Consider the following 20,701-nt stretch of genomic DNA (forward strand, 5'->3'; position numbering starts at 1 on the left):
ATTCCGGTCACCGAATTGAAGACTTTTGACGAGAGGATGCGCGCGTGGGCGACGACCGGCCCGATGTGCTGCTGACCGGGCTGCTCTTCTACGACCTCGTCCTCACGGGCCTGGGCAAGCCGCCGACGCCGGGCGAGGAGATCTGGACGGCCGGTATGGGCTGCGGCCCGGGCGGCATCGCCAACCTGGCGGTCGCGGCTTCCCGCTTCGGCCTGAAGACCTCCCTGGCCACGGTCTTCGGCGACGACTTCTACGGCGCCTACTGCCAGGAAGTCCTCGCCGGCCAGGAGGGCGTCGACCTCGCGCTCTCCCGGGTCGCGGAGGACTGGCCCACCCCCGTCACGGTCGCGCTCGCCCACGGCCACGACCGGGCGCTGGTCACCCACGGCCAGGAACCGCCGTACTCGCAGGACGCACTGATGGGCGACCCGCCCGAGGCGCGCACGGCCCTGGTGCACCTCGAGGCCGAGCCGCGCGGGTGGCTGGCGAAGGCGGCGGCGAACGGCACGCAGATCTACGCCGACGTCGGCTGGGACCCCACCCAGCGGTGGTCCCGCGACCTGCTCGACCAGCTCGCCCTGTGTCACGCGTTCCTCCCGAACGAGACGGAGGCGATGGCCTACACCCGCACCGACAGCGCGGTCGCGGCGCTCGGCACCCTCTCCGAGCTGGTGCCGGTGGCCGTGGTCACGCGCGGCGGCGACGGCGCCGTCGCCGCCGACCAGACGACGGGCGAGTACGCGGAGGTGCCCGCCCTGGACCTCGACGTCCTGGACGCGACGGGCGCCGGGGACGTCTTCGGAGCGAGCTTCGTCGCGGCCTCCCTCGGCGGCTGGCCGCTTCAGGAGCGGCTGCGGTTCGCGGTGCTGGCGTCCGGGTTGTCCGTACGGCATCACGGTGGCGCGCTGGCGGCGCCCGGCTGGTACGGCGTCGACCGCTGGTGGCGCTCGCTGACCGATCCCGAGCTGAAGCGGGCGTACGGCTTCCTCGCCGACCGCATCCCGGCGGACGTGGGGCAGCCCGTCCAGTACGCCCCCGTCACGCCGCCCGCACGGCACTGACCACCCGATCCCCCCCACGATCGGCCCTTCTATGCGAAGTCTCGAACAGAACCGAAAGGCGGTGGGAGCTGTGCGGCTCTCACGAAGGGGCCTGCTGCGCGCGGGCCTGGCCGGTACGGCCGCCACGGCGCTCGGCGGCCTGGCGTCCGGCTGCGCGGTGCCGACCGGCTCCACCGGCCGGAACATGGTCCTGTGGTACTGGAGCGGCGGCCTGAGCGACACCGTCGTCAAGGAGGCCCAGGCCCGGTACGGCAAGGACGTCTCCCTCAAGGCCCAGCAGATCGGCGGCTACTACCGTTCCAAGCTGATCACCACCATGGCCGGCCGCGCCCACATCCCCGACATCGCGGGGCTCAAGGGCGAGGACATGGCCTCGTACCTGCCGAACGCCGACCAGTTCGTGGACCTGCGGACGCTCGGCGCCGAGAAGCTCAAGAGCCAGTACCTGGACTGGAAGTGGCAGCAGGGGGTCGCCGAGGACGGCAGCCTCATCGGCTTCCCCATCGACGTGGGCCCGGTCGTGCACTTCTACCAGCCCGCCGTCTTCGCCAGGGCCGGGCTGCCGTTCGAGCCGGCCGACGTGTCCAGGGAAATGGGCACCTGGGACAAGTTCTTCGCGGCGGGTGAGCAGCTCAAGCAGCGGATCCCCGGGGCACGCATCCTCACCGACGTCGGCAGCGTCTTCGAGATGTCGATCGGCCAGGGGACCACGCGGTTCGTCGACAGGGACCGGCACTTCATCGGCGACGGCGAGCACGTCCGCGCCTGCTGGGACAGGGCCGTGGAGGCCAAGCGGCGCGGGCTCGTGTCGGACTTGGTCGTGGGCACGCCCGACTCCATCTCGGCCACCGAGAAGGGACAGCTGCCCAGCCAGCTCAACGCCTCCTGGGCGGCCGGCGACCTCAAACTCCAGTACCCGAAGACCAAGGGCAACTGGCGGGTGGCCAACTGCCCGGGCGGCCCCTCGAACGTCGGCGGATCTTTCCTGGCGATCACCAAGGCGTGCCGGGAACCCGAGCGGGCCTTCGAGATCATCACCTGGATCCTCAACGCCGACAACCAGGCCCAGGGCTTCGTCGACGCCGGCCTCTTCCCGTCGACCCCCGCCTCGTACGAGATGAGCAAGCTGCGCGAGCCCGACCCGTTCTTCGGCGACCAGATCACCATGGACGTCTTCGGACCGGCCGCCGAGAAGATCCCGGTCGCCTACAACAGCCCGTACGACATCGCCCTCGGGCAGCCCATCCGGGACGAGATCAAGAACGTCGGCGTCCTCGGCAAGAACCCGAACAAGGCCTGGAAGGACGCCATGAGCAAGTGCCGGCGCATCGCTGACCACCTGGGGGTGAGTTACTGATGGCTACCGCACCCGTGGTCGAACAGCCCCCGACCGTCGTCACCGAGACACCGGCCGCCCCTCCCAAGAAGGGGATCTGGAGCCACTGGCGACTGTATGCCGCGATCTCCCCCTTCTACGTGCTCTTCCTCGGCTTCGGCCTGATCCCCGTCGGCTTCTCGCTCTACCTCTCCCTCCACCGCTGGGACGGCCTCGGCTCGATGGAGTGGGCGGGCCTGTCGCAGTACCGCTACCTGATCGGCGACACCGACTTCTGGAGCTCGATCGGGAACACGATCATCATCTGGGCGCTGGCCACCTTCCCCATGATCTTCCTGGCGATGGTGACGGCCGTGATGCTCAACTCGGCGGTGCGCTTCAAGAACGTCTACCGCTTCGCCTACTTCCTGCCGAACGTCACCTCGATCGTCGCGGTCGCGATCATCTTCGGGTCGGTCTTCTCCACCAACTTCGGCCTGATGAACGCCCTGTTGCAGGCCGTCGGTCTTGACCAGGTGGCGTGGCTGAACACGCCGTGGGGCATCAAGGTCGCCATCGCGACGCTGATGACCTGGCAGTGGACCGGGTACAACGCGATCATCTTCCTCGCCGGGCTCCAGACGATCCCGAGCGAGCTGTACGAGGCGGCACGCGTGGACGGCGCCGGCCCCGTGCAGACCTTCTTCCGGATCACGCTGCCGATGCTGCGGCCGACACTGCTGTTCGTGCTCGTCGTCTCGACGGTCACCGGACTGCAGAGCTTCGCCGAGCCCCAGGTGCTGCTGCAGACCACGGCGAACGAGTCGACGTACTCGGGCGGGCCCGACCACGCCGGCCGGACCATGGTCCTCTACTTCTTCCAGCAGACCTTCGACAACAACGACTTCGGCTACGGCGCCGCCGTGGCGTGGGGCATCTTCCTCGTCGTCGTCATCTTCTCGATCATCAACTGGCGCCTGGTGCAGCGCCGGGGCGAAGAATAGGGAGGCCGGTCACCATGGCATCCATCAAGGGCTCCGGCCGCCGGGGCATCGCACTGCACGCGGTCCTGGTCATCGGTCTGCTGCTGTCGGCCTTCCCGTTCTACTGGGCCGTGATCATGTCGACGCACACGTCGACCGAGATCTTCTCCTATCCGCCGAAGCTGCTGCCGGGCTCGCACTTCCTGGAGAACCTCCGCCATCTCTTCGACAACATCGATTTCTTCGGGTCGATGTTCAACTCGCTGCTGGTGGCGGTCTCGGTGACCGTGCTGGTGCTGTTCTTCGACTCGCTGGCGGCGTTCGTCTTCGCCAAGTTCGAGTTCCCCGGCCGCCGGGCGCTGTTCGGGCTGATGATGGCGATCTTCATGGTGCCGGCGCAGCTGGCGGCCATCCCGCAGTTCGTGATCATGGCGAGGATCGGCTGGATCGGCACGATGACCTCGCTGATCGTCCCGGCGGCGGCCAACGCGTTCGGCATCTTCTGGATGCGCCAGTACATGAAGAGCGCCATCCACGACGAACTGCTCGACGCCTCGCGGATCGACGGGGCGAGCTTCCTGCGCCAGTACTGGCACGTGGCGCTCCCGGTCGTCCGCCCGGGCCTGGCCTTCCTCGGCATCTTCACCTTCATGGGTCAGTGGAACGACTACGCCTGGCCCCTGATCGCCCTCACCAACCCGGACAACGTCACCCTCCAGGTGGCGCTGTCCCAGCTCAACGGCACGCACGGCACGACGGACTACGGCATGGTGATGACTGGCGCGCTGCTCGCCCTCATCCCCTTGCTGATCGTGTTCGCGGTGGGTGCCAAGCAGATCATCAGCGACCTCGGCAAGGGGGCCATCCGCTGATGGACCCCTTGCTGGCGCTCCGTCCCTGGGAAGCACCCGAGGTGACCTCCTGGGGGCGGTTGCCGATGAACGCCGTCGACCGCCGCGCCGGGGCGCTGAAACTGGACGGCGACTGGCGCTTCCAGCTGCTGCCGGCGCCGGACGCGCCGGTGTCCGACGTCTGGTCGTCGTCGTACGTCCCCGGTGTCTGGACGATGCAGGATACGGACGACCTTCCGCAGTACACCAATGTCCGTATGCCGTATACAGAATTCCCTCCACAGTCGCCCGCCGCCAACCCGACGGGCGTCTACGAGCGTGCGGTGGACGTCCCCGCCGACTGGGCCGGGCGCCGGATCGTGCTCCAGGTCGGCGCCGCCGAGAGCGTGCTGCTGGTGCACGTGGACGGGCGGCCGGCCGGCATCTCCAAGGACTCCCACCTGGCCGCCGAGTTCGACCTCACCGGCCTGGTGAATCCCGGCGAGCGGACGGTCGTACGGCTGACCGTGGTGAAGTGGTCGGACGCCTCGCACATCGAGGACCAGGACCAGTGGTGGCACGGGGGCGTGACGCGTTCGGTGCTGCTGTACGCGACGGATCCGCTCCACCTCGCCGACGTGACCGTGCGGGCCGGGCGGTACGGGGCACTGCGGGTCGACTGCCGGGTGCGGGACACCGGTGGTGCGCTGCCCGACGGGTGGTACGTCAGCGGGGAGCTGGACGGTCAACTCCTCACCCAGGACACGGAGTTCGACCGGCTCAACGATGAGGACGACCGCGTCTCCGACTTCCTCGGCGAGGCACGGCTGCTGACCACGGTCCCCGGTGTGCGCACCTGGAGTGCCGAGACGCCCGAGCTGTACGACCTGACCGTGCGGCTGCACCGCGCCGACGGCACCGTCGCGGACGCCTCCCGCCACCGCGTCGGCTTCCGCGACGTCGAGATCGTCGGCCGGGACCTGCTGGTCAACGGCGAGCGGGTGTTCGTCCGGGGCGTCAACCGGCACGACTTCCATCCGCTGACCGGGCGGACGGTGTCGTACGACGACATGCGCGCGGATCTGGTCCTGCTGAAGCGTTTCGGCTTCAACGCGATCCGTACCGCGCACTACCCGAACGACCCGACGCTGTACGACCTCGCCGACGAGCTCGGCTTCTACGTCGTCGACGAGGCGGACATCGAGTCCCACGACCACGCCCACGAGATCGCCGACGACCCCCGCTATCTGAACGCCTTCGTGGACCGGGTCTCCCGGATGGTGCTGCGGGACAAGAACCACCCCTCGGTCATCATCTGGTCGCTGGGCAACGAGTCCGACTACGGGGCGAACCACGACGCGGCGGCGGGCTGGGTGCGCCGGCACGATCCGACACGGCCCCTCCAGTACGAGGGGGCGGCCAAGCTGGGCTGGGCGGATCCGGACCTCGCCTCCGACATCGCCTGCCCGATGTACGCGCCGCTGGAGGACTGCGTGGCGCACGCGCTGTCCGGCGAGCAGACCAAGCCGCTCATCCAGTGCGAGTACTCGCACGCCATGGGCAACAGCAACGGCACGCTGGCCGACCACTGGGCCGCCATCGAGTCCACCCCGGGTCTTCAGGGCGGCTTCATCTGGGAGTTCTGGGACCACGGCATCCTCCAGCGTGTGAACGACGGAAGACCGGTCGGGCGTGGGGGTGCCGGGCTGTACGAGGGCGGTGTCGCCGCGCCGGGTCACCGGTGGGCGTACGGCGGCGACTTCGGGGAGACGATCCACGACGGCGCGTTCATCGCGGACGGCGTGGTCTTCCCCGACCGCACGCCCAAGCCGGTGCTGTACGAGCACCGGGAGATCGCGGCGCCGGTGCGCCTGGAGTGCTTCAAGCACGAGGGCATCGTCCTCGGCAACCACCAGCACTTCCGCGGCCTGGACTGGCTGACGGCCGAGTGGGAGCTGTCTCTCGCGGACGGCGGCACGCGGACCGCTCCCGCCGAGCTGCCCGATCTTCGGCCGGGCGAGACGGCGGCGGTGCCGCTGCCGTTCGAGCTGCCCGAGGACGGCGGCGAGGCGTGGCTGACGCTGCGGGTGACGACCGCCGACGACGAGCCCTGGGCGCCCCGCGGGACGGTGGTGTGTCTGCCGCAGGTACGGCTGCGGGCGGCTCCGCCGAAGCGGTCCGTCCTGGCGGTGCGGAACCGCTGCGTCGAGGTCGACGCCGACGGCCTGCTGATCCACCCTCTGCTCACCTGTGCCCCCACGCTGTCGCTGTGGCGGGCGCCCACCGACAACGACGAGCTGGGCGGGATGGCCCTGCGCTGGCGGGCCTGGGGGCTGGACACGCCGGTGCGCAAGGTCGTCGACGTGCGACAGGCGGCGGGGCACGTCACCGTGCGGGCCGAGTACGCGGCGGACGCCGGCGTCGTCCGCCACACACAGGTGTTCACCCCGGTCGAGGACGGCATCCACGTCGAGGAATCGGCCGAACTGCCGGACGCGCTCGCCGATGTGGCGCGGGTCGGCTCGGTGTTCGAGACGGTGGCGGGTCTGGACCTGATGGAGTGGTACGGGCAGGGCCCCTGGGAGTCGTATCCGGACCGCGCCTTCGGGGCGCCCGTCGGCCATCACCGCGTGCCGGTGGACGAGCTGTTCACCCCTTATCTCCGCCCGCAGGAAAGCGGCGGGCGGCACGGCGTACGGCACTTCACCCTGTCGGCGCCGGACGCCACCGGACTGACGGTGGTGCTCGACGAACCGCGGCAGGTCTCGGTCACCCGCTACCGCGCCGAGGACCTGACCGCCGTAGGCCACCATGACGAACTGGTCCCGCGGGCCGGCTGCGTGGTGCATCTCGACGCGGCCCACCGGGGTCTCGGCACCGCCTCGTGCGGGCCCGACACCTCACCGTCGTATCTCGTCGCACCGGGCGTCCACCGCTGGAGCTGGACCCTGCGCACTCTCTGAACCCTCCGCACCCCCTCTGCCCCCCACACCTCCTCTGTCACCTTTACGCAGTGTTACGGAGCACACGTGTGCGTTTTGCATGAGCACGACCAGGGCGAGGCCGCCCAGGCCGGCGCCGGAAGACGCGGTTTCCTGCGGGCGACGGCGCTGCTGGGCGCGGCCGCCACGGCGGGCCTCGCGCTGCCGGCCACCGCCGAGGCGGCCCCGGCTGCCACGGCGAGCTGGCGGCCGGACCCCGACAGTCGCCGCTTCACGCTCGCCGTCATGCCCGACACGCAGTACCTCTTCGACGGGCCGAGCATCGACAAGGCGCCGATCGAGTCGTCCCTGCGCTATCTGCTGGAGCACGGCAAGGAAGAGAACATCGTCTTCCTGTCCCACCTCGGCGACCTCACGGAGAACGGCGCCCAGGTCGAGATCACCGCGATCAGTGAGGCGTTCCGGCTGCTGGACCGGCGTGGCGTCGGCTACAGCGTCCTGGCCGGTAACCACGACGTGAAGTCGTCGACCGACGACCAGCGGGGCTCGACGCCGTACCTGGACGCGTTCGGGCCGCGGCGGTTCCAGGGCAAGCCGACGTTCGGCGGCGCCTCCCCGGACGGCTACAACACCTTCCATCTCTTCAAGGCGGCCGGCCGGGAATGGATGGTGCTCGCGCTGGACTGGCGGCTGTCGGCGAAGGGGTACGCATGGGCCAGGGAGGTCCTGGCCCAGCACCCGAGGACTCCGGTGATCCTCACGACCCACGAGCTGGTCGTCGAGGACGACTCCCTCTCCTCGTACGGGCAGCAGCTGTGGGACCAGCTGATCGAGGACCACGACCAGATCTTCCTCACCCTCAACGGGCACTACTGGCCCGCCGCCCGCGCAACGCGGAAGAACGCGGCGGGACATGACGTACACCTGCACCTGACGAATTATCAGAACCGCTATTTCGGCGGCGCGGCGATGATCCGCCTCTACCACTTCGATCTGGACCGTGACGTCATCGACGTGGAGACGGTCTCTCCGTGGATCCTGGGCCGGGCCGCGAAGGGACTCAACGAGCTGGAGCGGCAGGAGATCGAACTGAGCGGCGACGCCGACCGGTTCTCCGTCGACATCGACTTCGCGGACCGCTTCTCCGGCTTCGCCCCGGTGCCCCCGCGCCCGGCACGCCCCGTGTCGAAGATGCTGGTCCCCGGCACGGTCGCCTACTGGCGCTTCGAGACACCCGTGAGCGGCACCATCCGGGACCTGTCCGGGCGCGGGAACGATCTCACCCAGGTGACAGTGGGCGGCTCCACGCTGACCTGGTCCTCGGACCACCACCCGGACCAGCCCGGCCACGGCAGCCTGGAGTTCCACGGCTTCAAGTCTCCGCTGAAGGGCGCCTACCTGCGCACGGTCGACGGCGCGCCGCTCAACTCGGCGACCTTCAAGGCGGGTTACACCATCGAGGCCTTCTACCGGCTCCCCGCCGACTGGGACGCCTCCCACAACGCCTGGGGCGGGCTCGTCAGCCGCACCGGCACGGGCCGCGCCGCGGGCAAGACCGAGGGCGACCCGGACGAGCCGCTGGCCACGCTCTCCCTGTCCGACGGACCCGGCCCGCAGTGGGCGGTCCGCCCACTCAACCAGCAGGGCATCGCCACGAACTGGGGCGACGAGACAGCGCGGGAGGTGTGGTGGCACGTCGCCGTCGTCAACGACGGCTCCCACACGACGATGTACGTCCAGGGGTGCCCCGTCGCCCGCAATCCGCACGCCTTGGCCGTCGGACTCACCTCTGTCGGGCTGCCGTGGCTGCTGGGCGGCTACGAGTACGGCGGCAAGATCGACCAGATCCTCTACGGTCGGCTCGGCGACGTCCGGATCGTCGAACGGGCGCTGCCTGTCACGTCGTTCATGAACCACTGACCCTCGACGAGGACCTTCCAAGACGATGAACGAGCAGCAACTGCCCGTCTGGGCCGACCCGTCCGTCTCCCCCGCCGACCTCGACCCGCAGGGTGTCTCCAGACGCCAACTCCTGCGCCGCGCGGGCCTGTTCTCAGCCGCCTTCGCCCTCGGCTCCACGGCCGCGCCCGCGACGGCCTCAGTAGGGCGCTACGGCGGCAGCGACCCGCACCTCGCCTACCTGGTCGGCGACCACCACATCCACACCGTCTACAGCCACGACGCCAAGTACACGTTCTCCCAGCTGGCCACCGCGGGAGCCAAGTACGGCCTGGACTGGATGGTGTTCACCGAGCACTCCAACGTCGGGCACGCCAAGTACGGTGCTCCGCTGGAGCACGAGGAGATTCTCAAGGCCCGTGCCGAGAACCCGCGCCAGCTGATCTTCCAGGGCCTGGAGTGGTACATCCCGGCCGCCGAGCACTGCACGGTCTTCACGGCACCCGGCCCGCACGAGGTCGACCTCCTCACGCGGTTCGAGAACGCCTACGACGGCAAGCTCCTCGGCTACACCGAGGGCTCCGCCGGTGCCGCGGACACCGCCCGCAACGAGGCGCACGCCGTCAAGGCCATCCAGTGGCTCGCGGCACAGCGCCGCACCGGCTACGTGGACGACGTACTGGTCCTGGCCAACCACCCGATGCGCCTGGGCATCGACTCCCCGCACGAGATGCGCAACTGGCGCGACGCGGCCCCCGAGATCATGATCGGCATGGAGGGCGCGCCGGGCGCCCAGGGTGCGGCCCTCCCCGGCTGGCGCGGGACGACATCGATCCGCGGCGAGTACGAGAACAAGCCGTCGGCACAGTCGTGGGCCGGTTACCCGGCGGATTCCTACCTCACGTACGGCGGTTTCGACTGGGCGACCGCGACGGTCGGAGGCCTGTGGGACTCGATGCTGGCAGAAGGCAGCCTGTTCTCGATCACCACGAACTCCGACGCCCACCGCATCGTCTTCGACACCTGGAAGAACGGCGACTGGGCACCCGGGCAGAACTTCGACAACACCGGCAGGCTGCCCGACCCGGTGAACACCGACACCCCGCAGCCCGGCAGCGACTTCTGGCCCGGCCAGTTCAGCCGCACCCATGTCGGCGTCACCCGCTACGGCTACCGCGCGGTGATGGCGGGCCTGCGGGCGGGCCGCGTCTGGCTCGACCACGGGCATCTGCTCGACGGTCTCGAGGTCCGGTTGAAGCGGGAGCGCGACCACGGCCGGGGCGTCACGCTCGGCGGCCGGCTGCGGGTGCGCACGGGCGACCGGCTCACGCTGGACATCACCGTGACGACGGCCTCGCGGCCCAACCCCCAGGGCATCCTCCCGGAGTTGGCGCACGTGGACGTGATCCGGGGCGCCGTGCGCGGCCCGGCGACCGACCGGGACACCTGGAAGGCGCCCGACACCAAGGTCGTCCGCACCCAGGACGTGTCCGGCCGGAAGGGGACGTACACCCTGCGCATCCCGCTGACCGCCGGGAACGAGTCGTTCTACGTGCGGCTGCGGGGCAGCGACGGCAACCGGAACGGCGCCGGCTACCTGGGCGCCTCGGTGGATCCGAACGGTCCGATTCCCCACGAGCCCGGAAACGGTGACCCGTGGACGGATACGTGGTTCTATTCCAACCCCATCTTCGTCGACGTGGAAGGTTCCTGATGAAGCGTCATCTCCTCACTCTGGCTGGGTTATTGGGTGCCTTCTCGCTGGCGGCGAGTGAGGCCTCGGCCGCGGGCGAACCGCACTGGGCTCAGACCGGCACCGCGTACACCGACACGCTCGGCGGCGGGCAGGGCCTCGCCAGCCGGGCGGACGGCTCGCTGCTGTACCGGGGCCTCGCCTCCATCCCGCTGGACCTGCGGATCAAGGGCTGGAACCACGTCGGCGACCCGGACATCGCGCGCGGCCACGTCTTCGACGCCTACCAGGGCGCCGACACGGCCACGTCCAAGATGTTCGCGGTCACCACACCGGCCGGGAAGCGCTACGAGTACGTCCACCGGCTCGACCCGGGCGAGAAGCTGAACAACTCCTTCGCCACCGTCTCGCCCGACGCGCGGTGGCTGGTGTCGGGCGAGTGGGGCGAGCAGCGCAGACTCCAGGTCTTCCCCGCTCCCCTGCTCAACCCCTCCACTCCCCCGACGGGAGGCGACCTGAAGGAGGCCTGGCAGATCACGCTGGACAAGCCGGTGCGCGACATCCAGGGCTGCGACTTCGTCACCGACACCCGCCTGGTGTGCGCCTCGAACGACGCCACGGGCACGCTGTTCCCCGAGATCCGGCCGCTGCTCCAGGTCGACCTGCCCCACAAGCTGGACGGGCAGCCGGTCACCGGCAAGGTGAAGAGCCTGTTCGCGCTGCCGCAGCGCAGCGTGTGCACGGGCACGTTCGAGACGGAGGGCGTCGACTACGACGTCACCAGCGGCACCCTGCGCGCGGAGATGATCCCGCCGGGGGTGTGCGCGGCGGCGACCGCTGTCCACTCGTACCAGCAGGTCACGGACTGATCGAACGGACTCGAACGCACTCGAGGGGACTGATCGGGCGGAGGTACGGTGGGCCGCGTGACCGGTGAAGAGTCGCTGCGGCCCCAGTCCCTCATGCTGACGTTCCTGGGCGACCAGGTGCTCGGGCGGGACGTCTGCGTGTACTCGGGCAGCGTCATCGACGTGCTCGCGCGTGCCGGAGTCGGCGAGCAGGCGACCCGCTCGACGCTGACCCGCATGGTGAACCGCGGTCTGCTCCGCCGCCAGCGCGAGGGCCGCCGGATGTACTTCGGGCTGACCGAGCGGTCGGCGGCCGTGCTGCGCGACGGCGAGCGGCGCATCTGGCAGACCGGCGCGGTCAACCGGCACTGGGACGGCACCTGGACCCTGCTCGGCTTCTCGCTTCCCGAGTCCTGGCAACGCCAGCGCCACGACCTGCGCTCGAAACTCACCTGGAGCGGCTTCGGCCCGCTGTTCAACGGCCTGTGGATCGCCCCCGGCGAGGTCGAGGTGTCCTCACTGGTGGCGGAGCTGGGCCTGTCCGCCCATGTGAAGGTCTTCCGCGCGCACGCCGACGCCGGCATGGACATCGGCGCGATGATCGAGGAGACCTGGGAGCTGACCGAACTGGCGGCGCGCTACGAGGCGTTCGTACGTCGCTGGCAGCCGTGGCGGACGCGGGTGCCGGACGCCGACGAGGCCCTCGCGCTCCGGCTCCGGCTGCAGGCGGAGTGGCTGCAGGTCATCCGCCGCGACCCGCGCCTGCCGGTCAAGCATCTGCCGGACGACTGGCCGGCGGAACAGGCCGAGAAGACGTTCCGGGCGGTGCACGAGCGGTTCACGCCGCTCGCGCGGGACGCCTCGGAACGCCTTCTCGAGCTGGTGCCGGTGCGCCCTGATCAGGCGTAGAAGCGGGACAGGCTCTGCAGCACCGCCGCCGGCTTGGTCCCGCCCTCGATCTCGATCGCGCCGTCGACGGTGATCTGCACGCCGCCCGGCACCTCCTCGACGTCCCCGAGCTTGGCGGCCAGCCGGATCCGCGATCCGACCTTCACCGGCGAGGGGAAACGCACCTTGTTCAGGCCGTAGTTGACCTTGGTCGTGACGCCCTGGACGTCCAGCAGTTCGGTGAACAGCGGGATGAAGAGGGACAGGGTGAGGTAGCCGTGCGCGATGGGGGCGCCGAAGGGTCCCGCGGCGGCCTTCTCCGGGTCCACGTGGATCCACTGGTGGTCGCCCGTGGCATCGGCGAAGGTGTCGATGCGTTCCTGGGTGACCTCGATCCATTCGCTGGTGCCGAGGTCGCTGCCGGAGAGCTTCTTGAGTTCGTCGAGGCCGTTGACGGTGATGCTCATAAGTAGTCTGTTCCTTAAGGGAGTTCAGGGAATTCAGAGAGTTCAGGGAGTTGAGGGTGTCAGGGAAGGCAAGGGTGTCAGTGGTTGCCGAAGCGCTTGCGGACCCGGGATTTGAGGAGCTTTCCGGAGGCGGTGCGCGGGAGTTCGTCCGCGAGCACGACCGACTTCGGGATCTTGTACTTGGCCAGGCGCCCGGCCAGTGAGGCCAGCACCTCGTCCGCGTCCAACGAGGCGCCCTCACGCGGCACGACGACCGCGCGCGGCACCTCGCCCCACTTGTCGTCGGGCACGCCGATGACCGCGCACTCGACGATGTCCGGGTGGGCGAGGAGCAGGTCCTCGATCTCGGCGGGGTAGACGTTCTCGCCGCCAGAGATGATCATGTCCTTTATGCGGTCGACGATGTACACGTAACCGTCTTCGTCGACCCGTGCCGCGTCCCCGCTGCGGAACCAGCCGTCGGCGAAGGCGGCGGCCGTCTCCTCGGGCAGGCCCCAGTAGCCGGGCATGACATGCGGCCCGCGCACCACGACCTCGCCGGTCTCGCCGACCTCGACCGGGGAAAGGTCGGGCCGCAGCACCCGTACGTCGCTGAAGAAGTGCGGAACTCCGGCCGAGCCCGCCTTGCTCACGGCGTGTTCAGCGTCCAGGAACAGCGTGCCTGGAGCCGCTTCCGTCATCCCGTAGCCCTGGAGAAAGGTCAGGCCGCGCTCCTGGTAGGCGGAGATCAGCGGGGTGGGCACCGGGGAGCCGCCGCAGGTGAGGAGCCGCAAGCTGGAAAGGTCGGCGTCCTTCCAGCGTGGATGCCGGGCCACCTGGTCGAACATGGTGGGCACGCCGAACATGAAGGTGATTCGGTGCCGTTCGATCAGGTCGAAGGTGGCGTTCGGTTCGAAGGCCTCGACCAGGACGCAGGTGCCGCCCTTCAGCAGGACCGGCAGGGTCAGCATGTTCAGGCCGGCGGTGTGGAACAACGGCGCGGAGACCAGAGCGCGTTCGTCGGCGATCAGGTCGTGGTCGACGAGGACGTTGATCGCGTTCCAGGTCAGGTTGCCGTGGGTGAGCATCGCACCCTTGGGGCGACCGGTCGTGCCCGAGGTGTACATGATGATGCAGGTGTCGTCAGGGGCGACCGGCTCGTCGATGGGGTCGGTGAGGGCCGCGCCGAGCGCCTCCTCGTATTCGGCACCCACCTCGATGTACGCACGTACGTCGGTGTTGCCCGGCAGCCCGGCGACCAGGCCCTGGAACGCGGGGCCGTAGACGAGGGCCTTGGCCCCGGAGTCGGCCAGTTGGTAGGCGATCTCGGGGCCGGCGAGGCGGGTGTTGAGGGGGACGAAGACCGCGCCGAGGGTGCCCGCCGCGAACAGTGTCTCCAGGTAGGAGGGGTGGTTGGGGCCGAGGTAGGCGATCCGGTCGCCGCGGCGGACGCCCCGGGCGCGCAGGGCGTGCGCGAGGCGGGTGGTGCGTGTATGCAGTGCGCGGTAGTCCGTCGACTGCTCACCGTGGATCAGGGCCGTGCGGTGCGGGGTCTTGCGGGCCCGGCGTGCGGGCCATGACCCCAGTCCCTCGTTGCGCATCTTCACGCCTCTTTACGGTTCGGTGAGCTTTACGGTTTGGTCAGCCCGAGCAGGCGGGCGGCGTTCTCCTTGAGGATCTTCGGCTTCACCTCGTCCTTGATCGACAGCTTCTCGAAGTCGGCGAGCCAGCGATCGGGGGTGAGGACGGGGAAGTCGGAGCCGAAGAGGACCTTGTCCTTGAGCAGCGTGTTCGCGTACTGCACGAGCTGCGGCGGGAAGTACTTCGGCGACCAGCCGGACAGGTCGATGTACACGCCCGGCTTGTGCGTGGCGACGGCCAGGGCCTCGTCCTGCCAGGGGAAGGACGGGTGCGCCAGGATGATCTTCAGGTGCGGGAAGTCGGCGGACACGTCGTCGATGTGCAGCGGGTTGGAGTACTTGAGCCGGATGCCGCCCCCGCCGGGCACGCCCGCGCCGATGCCGGTCTGGCCTGTGTGGAACAGGGCGATGGTGCCGGTCTCCTCGATGACCTCGTAGAGGTCGTACGCCACCGAGCGGTCGTTGGGGAAGAAGCCCTGGATGCTGGGGTGGAACTTGAAGCCCTTCACCCCGTACTCCTCGACCAGGCGGCGGGCCTGCTTGACCCCCGCCCTGCCCCGGAAGGGGTCGATGGAGGCGAAGGGGATGAGGACGTCGGCGTTGGCGGCGGCGGCCTCCGCGACCTCCTCGTTGGGGACCGGCTCGGTGCCGGTCGCCGACTCGGCGTCCACCGTGAATATCACCGCGGCCATCTTCCGCTCGCGGTAGTAGTCGGCCGTCTCCTGAAGGGTCGGCTTCCGCTTGCCCTCGACCTTGAAGTAGGCGGAGGAGGCGTCGTGCAGGTCGTCGTCCAGGGAGGAGTGGCCCTTGGAGGAGACCTCGGCGTGCGTGTGGACGTCGATCGCGACGAGGTCCTCGACATTGAGGGTCGCCATGGTGTCACGCCTCCGGGAACTTGGGCGCCGGGATGCCGACCGTCTGGAGTTCCGCGCCGACCGAGGTGGGCCAGGCGTCGGCCAGGGCGGCGGGGGTCCAGCCCCCGTCGGCGTACGCCGCCCTGATCTCCTGCGGATGCGACCAGAGTGCCACCTTGTCGCCGCCGATGCCGATGCACTGACCACTCACGCCCCGCGCCGCCTCGGAGGCGAGGAACGGGACGAGCGCGGCGCAGTCCTCGGGGGTGCCAAAACCCTCGCCCTTGCGGAGGAAGTCGGGCAGCGGCTCACCGTTTCTCATCGCCTCGATGTAGGGGGCGAAGGCGGGGATGGTCTCCGTCATCGCGGTCGCGGCGACCGGGACGATCGCGTTGACGGTGATGTTCGCGCGGCCCAGCTCCATGGACCAGGTGCGGGCCATGGCGGCGATGCCGGCCTTGGCGGCGGCGTAGTTCGTCTGCCCGAAGTTGCCGCGCTGCCCGGCCGGGGAGCCGACCAGGATCAGGGTGCCGCCCTCGCCCTGCTCGCGCATCCGGACGGCGGCGGCGCGGGCGCAGGTGAAGGTGCCCTTGAGGTGGGTGGTGATCACCGCGTCGAAGTCGTCGTCGGTCATTTTCCACAGCACCTTGTCGCGCAGGATGCCGGCGTTGGTGACCAGGACGTCGAGGCGCCCGAACTCTTCGACCGCCCTGCTCACCAGCCGGTCCGCCGCCTCGGACGTACCGACCGGGACGACCTCGGCGACGGCCGTGCCGCCCGCCTCGGTGATGGATTTCACGGCCTGCTCGGCCACGGCCTCGTCCACGTCGTTGACGACCACGGACGCACCGTGGGCGGCCAGAGCGTGCGCGTAGGCGAGGCCGAGGCCCCGGCCACTGCCGGTGACGACTGCGGCCTTGCCGGTGAGATCGATGCTGGGCACGAGCGGGTCCCTTCGCATGGTTTCCCATGGGTTTCGCATGGGTGGTGGCTTCGAGATCGAAGTTAAGAGCAATAATTGGTGACGTCAATAGTTGTTGCCGACCGGCCGGTGCGCCAGACTGGACCCGGACACGGAACCGCCCCGCCCGGGGCCTCGACCAGGGAGCCCGCCATCGCCCGCCAGCCAGACGTCAAGAACCCCGCCCCCATCGACGCGCACGAACCGTGGATGCGCGGGCTGCACGCGGACTCGGGCTATCTCCTGTACCGGCTCGGCCTGCGCTCCGGGCAGTTGTTCAACGCCTTCCTCCAGGAGTCGGGCCTGCGTATGCGCCACTACGCGCTGCTCCGCTTCCTCGCCACGTCCCGGGGCGCGCTGCAACGCGAGCTGAGCACGTCCCTCGGCTACGACCCGAGTGCGATCGTCGGCCTGGTCGACGACCTGGAGAAGCTGGGCTTCGCCGAGCGCCGGCCCTCCCCGGACGACCGCCGCAGCCGGATCGTCGCCCTCACCGAGGCCGGCCGCGCCTTCCTGCGGGACAGCGACGAGGCCGGCCTGCGGGCGACCGACGAACTGCTGGGCCCACTGAACCCCGACGAGCGGGAGACCCTGCACGCCCTGCTCCTGCGGATCGCCGAGGACGGCCTCAATTGATGTTGTGCAGATGATTGACGGCCGCACGATAGATGCCTAACTTCACCCGGGCACCGGTGCGGTCCCCCACCGGTGAATCCCCCACGGCACCGGCCCCAGGGAGCTCATCGTGCAGCCATCCCGTCCGTCCGCTCGTCAACCGTCCGTCCCCCAACCGTCCGCGGATCACCGGCAGTTGCGCCGCGTCGCACTGTCCGGACTGCTCGGCACGGCAGTGGAGTTCTACGACTTCCTCGTGTACGGCACGGTCGCCGCGCTGGTCTTCGGCGACCTGTTCTTCCCCGAGGCCGACCCCGCCGTCGGCACGATCGCGGCCTTCGGCACCTTCGCCGCGGGCTATGTGGCCCGCCCGCTGGGCGGCATCGTCTTCGGTCACTTCGGCGACCGGCTCGGCCGAAAGTCGATGATGCTGCTGACCATGGCCCTGATGGGCTGCGGCAGCTTCCTGATCGGCGTACTGCCGACGTACGACGCGATCGGCGTGTGGGCCCCCGTCCTGCTGGTCGCCTTGCGTGTCGTACAGGGCCTCGCGATCGGCGGCGAGTGGGGCGGCGCGACCCTGATGGTCGTGGAGCACGCCGAACGCACCCAGGGCTCGCGGCGCGGTCTGTGGTCCAGCTTCACCCAGCTCGGCGCCCCGCTCGGCTCCGTACTGTCGGCCGGGGTGGTCACCCTGGTCGCCACGCTCCCGGACGACGACTTCCGCTCGTGGGGCTGGCGGGTGCCGTTCCTGCTGAGCATCGTGCTGCTGGCCGTCGGCCTGTTCGTCCGTCTCAAGGTCGCCGAGAGCCCCCTGTTCGCGCAGGCGAAGCGGGAGCCGCTGGACAAGCCGCCGGTCGTGGAGGTGCTGCGCCGGCCGAAGCCCGTGCTGCTGGCCGCCTGTGTCGGGATCGGCGCCTTCACCGCCCAGTCACTGTTGACCGGATTCATGATTTCGTATGCGGTCGACCAGGGATACAGCCGACCACAGGTACTCACCGCCGTGACCGTCGCCTCCTGCGTGGCCCTCGCCGTGCTGCCCGCCGCCTCCGCGCTCTCGGACCGGGTCGGCCGACGCCCGGTGGTGCTGACCGGCGCCGTCGCCTCGGCCGCGCTCGCCTTCCCGGTGCTGGCGCTGGTCGACTCCGGTTCCCCCGGCCTGCTGATCCTCGCCCTCGCCCTCGGCCACGGCGTCGCCCAGTCCACGATGTACGGACCGCTCGGTGCCCTGCTCACCGAGATGTTCGGCACCCGCGTCCGCTACACCGGCGCCTCCCTCGGCTACCAGGCGGCCACCCTGATCGGCGCCGGGTTCTCGCCGCTGATCGCGAGCAGCCTGCTCGCCTCGTACGGCGGCGGCAGCGCCCCCGTCTCGCTGCTGCTGTGCGGCGGCGCGGCGATCACCGCGCTCACCGTGTGGCGTATGCGCGAGACACACACCGACACGCTCGACTCCGCTCCGTCCCGCACCACCACCCCCACACCCGAAGGGACGCCCCGTTGACGACCCACGCCCGCATCGCCTTACTGACCATGACCCTGTGCGCGGCGACGGCACTGCCCGCACAGGCCGCCACGGACACCCGTCTGGAGGGCCGACTGCCGTCAGGGGCGGCGTACGTGATGGACGTACCCGCCGACTGGAACGGCACCGTGCTCCTCTACAGCCACGGCTACAGCCCCGTCGGCGTGCCCAACCCCGCCCAGAACTCGCCCGGTTCGGCCGCCCGGGACAAGCTGCTCGACGAGAGCTACGCGCTCATCGGCTCCTCCTACGCGACGAGCGGCTGGGCGGTGACTCAGGCCGTGCCCGATCAGCTCGCCACGCTGGAGGAGTTCACGCAGAAGTTCGGCCCGGCCCGGCGCACGCTCGCCTGGGGCACCTCCTACGGTGGCCTCGTCACCACGGCACTGGCCGAGCGGCATGCCGGCCGCTTCGACGGCTCCCTGTCGATGTGCGGGCTCGTGCAGGGCGGCGTCGCCAACTGGAACAGCACCCTGGATCCCGTGTTCGCGCTCAAGACCCTGCTCGCGCCCGCCGCGGACATCCCGCTCACGGGCTTCGCCGACCAGGCCGCCGCGACCGCCGCGGCGAAGGCGCTCACCACCAAGGTCGCCACGGCCCAGGAAACGCCTGCCGGCCGCGCTCGCATCGCGCTGGCCGCGGCCCTGCACAACATCCCGGGGTACAACGACCCCGCCCAGCCCGAGCCGGACCCGACCGACTGGGACGCCCAACAGGCCAACCAGTACACGGCCGTCACCGGACTCCTCCAACGCCCCGCCTTCTCCTGGCGGCAGGAGGCGGAGAGCCGGGCCGGAGGCAACCCCTCTTGGAACACGGGCGTCGACTACAGAGGCATGCTCCACCGCTCACCGCTGTACAAAGAGGTCACCGAGCTCTACAAGGAGGCGGGCCTTTCCTTGCGCGAGGACCTCACGACCCTCAACCACGCCCCCCGGATCTCCGCCGACGCCGCGGCCGTACGGTGGATGCGGCACACCAGCGCCTTCACGGGCCGGCTCACCGATCCCCAGCTGAACATCCACACCACCGGCGACGCGCTGATCCCCGTACAGGCCGAGAGCGCCTACCGGCGGGCCGCGACCGCGGCCGGTGCGGGCAGCCTGCTCCGCCAGGCCTACGTCGACGGCCCCGGACACTGCACCTTCACGCCGGGCGAGACGCTCGGCGCCCTGCACACACTGGAACACCGGCTGGACACCGGCCGCTGGGACACCTCGCCCCACGTCCTCAACTCCCGTGCCCGGCAGGCCGATCCGACGGGTGAGGCCCGTTACGTCACCTACCGGCCCGCCGCCTACCCCCGCCCGTACGACCTCGCGCACCCGGCCGACGCCCCGGTGCCCCCGGGAGGCCCTCGGCCATGACCGTCCGCTCCGCGCCCGACCGGCTGCTGTCCGTGCTCGCCGCGTTCGACCACGAGCACCCGGCGCTGTCCCTGACGGACATCAGCCGGCGGGCCGGGCTGACCCTGACCACCGCCCACCGCCTCGTGGGCGCCCTGACCGAGTGGGGCGCCCTGGAACGCGACGAGTCCGGCGTCTACCACGTGGGGCTGCGGCTGTGGGAGGTCGCCGCCCTCGCGCCGCGCGGGCTCGCGCTGCGGCAGGCGGCGCTGCCGTATCTGGAGGACCTGTACGAAGCGACGCACGAGAACGTGCAGTTGGCGGTGCGCGACGGATCGGAGGTCGTCTACATCGAGTGGATCTCGGGGCGTTCGTCTGTCGGCGTGCACATCCGCGTCGGCGCGCGCTGGCCGCTGCACGTCACCGGCGTGGGCCTCGTGCTGCTGGCTTACGGCGACCCGGAACTCCAGCAGGAATACAGCGCGAAGCCGCTCGCCTCCCTCACCCCGCACACGATCACCGACGCTGGACGGCTGCGCCGCGTCCTGGCCGAAGTACGGCGCTCGGGAGTGGCGATGAGCGACCGTCAGGTCACCGAGGACGCCCTGTCGGTGGCAGCCCCGGTACGCGGACCGGACGGCACGCTGGTCGCGGCCGTGTCGGTCGTGGTGCCCCAGAAGACCGCCCAGGTGCCGGTGCTGATTCCCGCGGTACGGCTCGCGGCGCGCGGTATCTCGCGGGCGCTCGGGTGGCAGCCCGAGGGGAGCCGGGCCGGGAGCGGCGTGTAGGCGGTACGCCGCATTCGGTATGCAAAAGACCAGCCCCGTAATGCTGTCGTCGGTGCGGCCTCGCCGA

17 protein-coding genes are annotated in these 20,701 nt (G+C 70.1%); 13 read left to right on the plus strand and 4 right to left on the minus strand.

The window, feature by feature from the left end:
* Positions 1–44: 44 nt before the first annotated feature.
* From CLM62_RS36815 to CLM62_RS36855, 9 genes are all read left to right on the plus strand, one after another.
* On the plus strand, positions 45–1,061 hold the full coding sequence (locus CLM62_RS36815; RefSeq protein ID WP_095754231.1) for a carbohydrate kinase family protein: 1,017 nt from the start codon (positions 45–47) through the stop codon (positions 1,059–1,061).
* A 70-nt stretch (positions 1,062–1,131) separates the two neighbouring features.
* Positions 1,132–2,418, plus strand: coding sequence for an extracellular solute-binding protein (locus CLM62_RS36820; RefSeq protein WP_095754232.1), 1,287 nt, complete (start codon positions 1,132–1,134; stop codon positions 2,416–2,418).
* A complete protein-coding gene (locus CLM62_RS36825) occupies positions 2,418–3,380 on the plus strand; it encodes a carbohydrate ABC transporter permease (protein WP_095754233.1) in 963 nt (320 codons plus the stop codon). The genes CLM62_RS36820 and CLM62_RS36825 overlap by 1 nt, the downstream gene beginning before the upstream one ends.
* Positions 3,381–3,394: 14 nt before the next feature.
* Entirely contained in the window at positions 3,395–4,231 is an 837-nt protein-coding gene (locus CLM62_RS36830) for a carbohydrate ABC transporter permease (protein ID WP_095754234.1), read from the plus strand.
* The gene (locus CLM62_RS36835) at positions 4,231–7,152 is read left to right on the plus strand and encodes a glycoside hydrolase family 2 TIM barrel-domain containing protein (protein WP_095754235.1); all 2,922 of its coding nucleotides are present in this window, start codon (positions 4,231–4,233) and stop codon (positions 7,150–7,152) included. The genes CLM62_RS36830 and CLM62_RS36835 overlap by 1 nt, the downstream gene beginning before the upstream one ends.
* Before the next feature lie 66 nt (positions 7,153–7,218).
* The gene (locus tag CLM62_RS36840; RefSeq protein ID WP_095754236.1) at positions 7,219–9,051 is read left to right on the plus strand and encodes a LamG-like jellyroll fold domain-containing protein; all 1,833 of its coding nucleotides are present in this window, start codon (positions 7,219–7,221) and stop codon (positions 9,049–9,051) included.
* A 25-nt stretch (positions 9,052–9,076) separates the two neighbouring features.
* Entirely contained in the window at positions 9,077–10,744 is a 1,668-nt protein-coding gene (locus CLM62_RS36845; RefSeq protein WP_095754237.1) for a PHP domain-containing protein, read from the plus strand.
* The gene (locus CLM62_RS36850; protein ID WP_095754238.1) at positions 10,744–11,592 is read left to right on the plus strand and encodes a hypothetical protein; all 849 of its coding nucleotides are present in this window, start codon (positions 10,744–10,746) and stop codon (positions 11,590–11,592) included. Before CLM62_RS36845 ends, CLM62_RS36850 begins: the two co-directional genes overlap by 1 nt.
* Before the next feature lie 57 nt (positions 11,593–11,649).
* Positions 11,650–12,480 carry a PaaX family transcriptional regulator C-terminal domain-containing protein gene (locus CLM62_RS36855; protein WP_095754262.1) on the plus strand — a complete coding sequence of 277 codons (831 nt, stop codon included), beginning with the start codon at positions 11,650–11,652 and terminating at the stop codon, positions 12,478–12,480.
* Here CLM62_RS36855 and CLM62_RS36860 read toward each other — a convergent pair.
* The 4 genes from CLM62_RS36860 to CLM62_RS36875 all read right to left on the minus strand — a co-directional run bounded on the left by CLM62_RS36860 (position 12,471) and on the right by CLM62_RS36875 (position 16,342).
* On the minus strand, positions 12,471–12,926 hold the full coding sequence (locus CLM62_RS36860) for a MaoC family dehydratase (protein ID WP_095754239.1): 456 nt from the start codon (positions 12,924–12,926) through the stop codon (positions 12,471–12,473). The genes CLM62_RS36855 and CLM62_RS36860 overlap by 10 nt on opposite strands.
* Positions 12,927–13,003: 77 nt before the next feature.
* The gene (gene menE / locus CLM62_RS36865; protein WP_095754263.1) at positions 13,004–14,506 is read right to left on the minus strand and encodes an o-succinylbenzoate--CoA ligase; all 1,503 of its coding nucleotides are present in this window, start codon (positions 14,504–14,506) and stop codon (positions 13,004–13,006) included.
* A 29-nt stretch (positions 14,507–14,535) separates the two neighbouring features.
* A complete protein-coding gene (locus CLM62_RS36870; protein WP_095754240.1) occupies positions 14,536–15,420 on the minus strand; it encodes an amidohydrolase family protein in 885 nt (294 codons plus the stop codon).
* Positions 15,421–15,424: 4 nt separating this feature from the next.
* Positions 15,425–16,342 carry an SDR family NAD(P)-dependent oxidoreductase gene (locus CLM62_RS36875; RefSeq protein WP_095754241.1) on the minus strand — a complete coding sequence of 306 codons (918 nt, stop codon included), beginning with the start codon at positions 16,340–16,342 and terminating at the stop codon, positions 15,425–15,427.
* Between the two features lie 228 nt (positions 16,343–16,570).
* On the opposite strand from CLM62_RS36875, the gene CLM62_RS36880 reads away from it, so the two are divergent.
* The 4 genes from CLM62_RS36880 (at position 16,571) to CLM62_RS36895 (ending at position 20,634) form a co-directional block, all read left to right on the plus strand.
* A complete protein-coding gene (locus CLM62_RS36880; RefSeq protein WP_095754242.1) occupies positions 16,571–16,996 on the plus strand; it encodes a MarR family winged helix-turn-helix transcriptional regulator in 426 nt (141 codons plus the stop codon).
* Positions 16,997–17,171: 175 nt separating this feature from the next.
* Entirely contained in the window at positions 17,172–18,479 is a 1,308-nt protein-coding gene (locus CLM62_RS36885; RefSeq protein WP_179382390.1) for an MFS transporter, read from the plus strand.
* A gap of 29 nt (positions 18,480–18,508) precedes the next feature.
* Entirely contained in the window at positions 18,509–19,867 is a 1,359-nt protein-coding gene (locus CLM62_RS36890; RefSeq protein WP_095754264.1) for a prolyl oligopeptidase family serine peptidase, read from the plus strand.
* Positions 19,864–20,634 carry an IclR family transcriptional regulator gene (locus CLM62_RS36895; protein WP_095754244.1) on the plus strand — a complete coding sequence of 257 codons (771 nt, stop codon included), beginning with the start codon at positions 19,864–19,866 and terminating at the stop codon, positions 20,632–20,634. Before CLM62_RS36890 ends, CLM62_RS36895 begins: the two co-directional genes overlap by 4 nt.
* Positions 20,635–20,701: the final 67 nt, after the last annotated feature.

The sequence above is a fragment of the Streptomyces sp. SA15 genome (genome assembly GCF_002291145.1).
Taxonomy (GTDB): domain Bacteria; phylum Actinomycetota; class Actinomycetes; order Streptomycetales; family Streptomycetaceae; genus Streptomyces.

What these genes read in the sequence shown, in the direction of transcription:
- CLM62_RS36850 (WP_095754238.1), top strand. Translation starts at nt 10,744, where the DNA reads ATGAAGCGTCATCTCCTCACTCTGGCTGGGTTATTGGGTGCCTTCTCG.
- CLM62_RS36845 (WP_095754237.1), top strand. Translation starts at nt 9,077, where the DNA reads ATGAACGAGCAGCAACTGCCCGTCTGGGCCGACCCGTCCGTCTCCCCC.
- CLM62_RS36880 (WP_095754242.1), top strand. Translation starts at nt 16,571, where the DNA reads ATGCGCGGGCTGCACGCGGACTCGGGCTATCTCCTGTACCGGCTCGGC.
- CLM62_RS36825 (WP_095754233.1), top strand. Translation starts at nt 2,418, where the DNA reads ATGGCTACCGCACCCGTGGTCGAACAGCCCCCGACCGTCGTCACCGAG.
- CLM62_RS36830 (WP_095754234.1), top strand. Translation starts at nt 3,395, where the DNA reads ATGGCATCCATCAAGGGCTCCGGCCGCCGGGGCATCGCACTGCACGCG.
- CLM62_RS36895 (WP_095754244.1), top strand. Translation starts at nt 19,864, where the DNA reads ATGACCGTCCGCTCCGCGCCCGACCGGCTGCTGTCCGTGCTCGCCGCG.
- CLM62_RS36870 (WP_095754240.1), bottom strand. Translation starts at nt 15,420, where the DNA reads ATGGCGACCCTCAATGTCGAGGACCTCGTCGCGATCGACGTCCACACG.
- menE (WP_095754263.1), bottom strand. Translation starts at nt 14,506, where the DNA reads ATGCGCAACGAGGGACTGGGGTCATGGCCCGCACGCCGGGCCCGCAAG.
- CLM62_RS36860 (WP_095754239.1), bottom strand. Translation starts at nt 12,926, where the DNA reads ATGAGCATCACCGTCAACGGCCTCGACGAACTCAAGAAGCTCTCCGGC.
- CLM62_RS36835 (WP_095754235.1), top strand. Translation starts at nt 4,231, where the DNA reads ATGGACCCCTTGCTGGCGCTCCGTCCCTGGGAAGCACCCGAGGTGACC.
- CLM62_RS36890 (WP_095754264.1), top strand. Translation starts at nt 18,509, where the DNA reads ATGACCCTGTGCGCGGCGACGGCACTGCCCGCACAGGCCGCCACGGAC.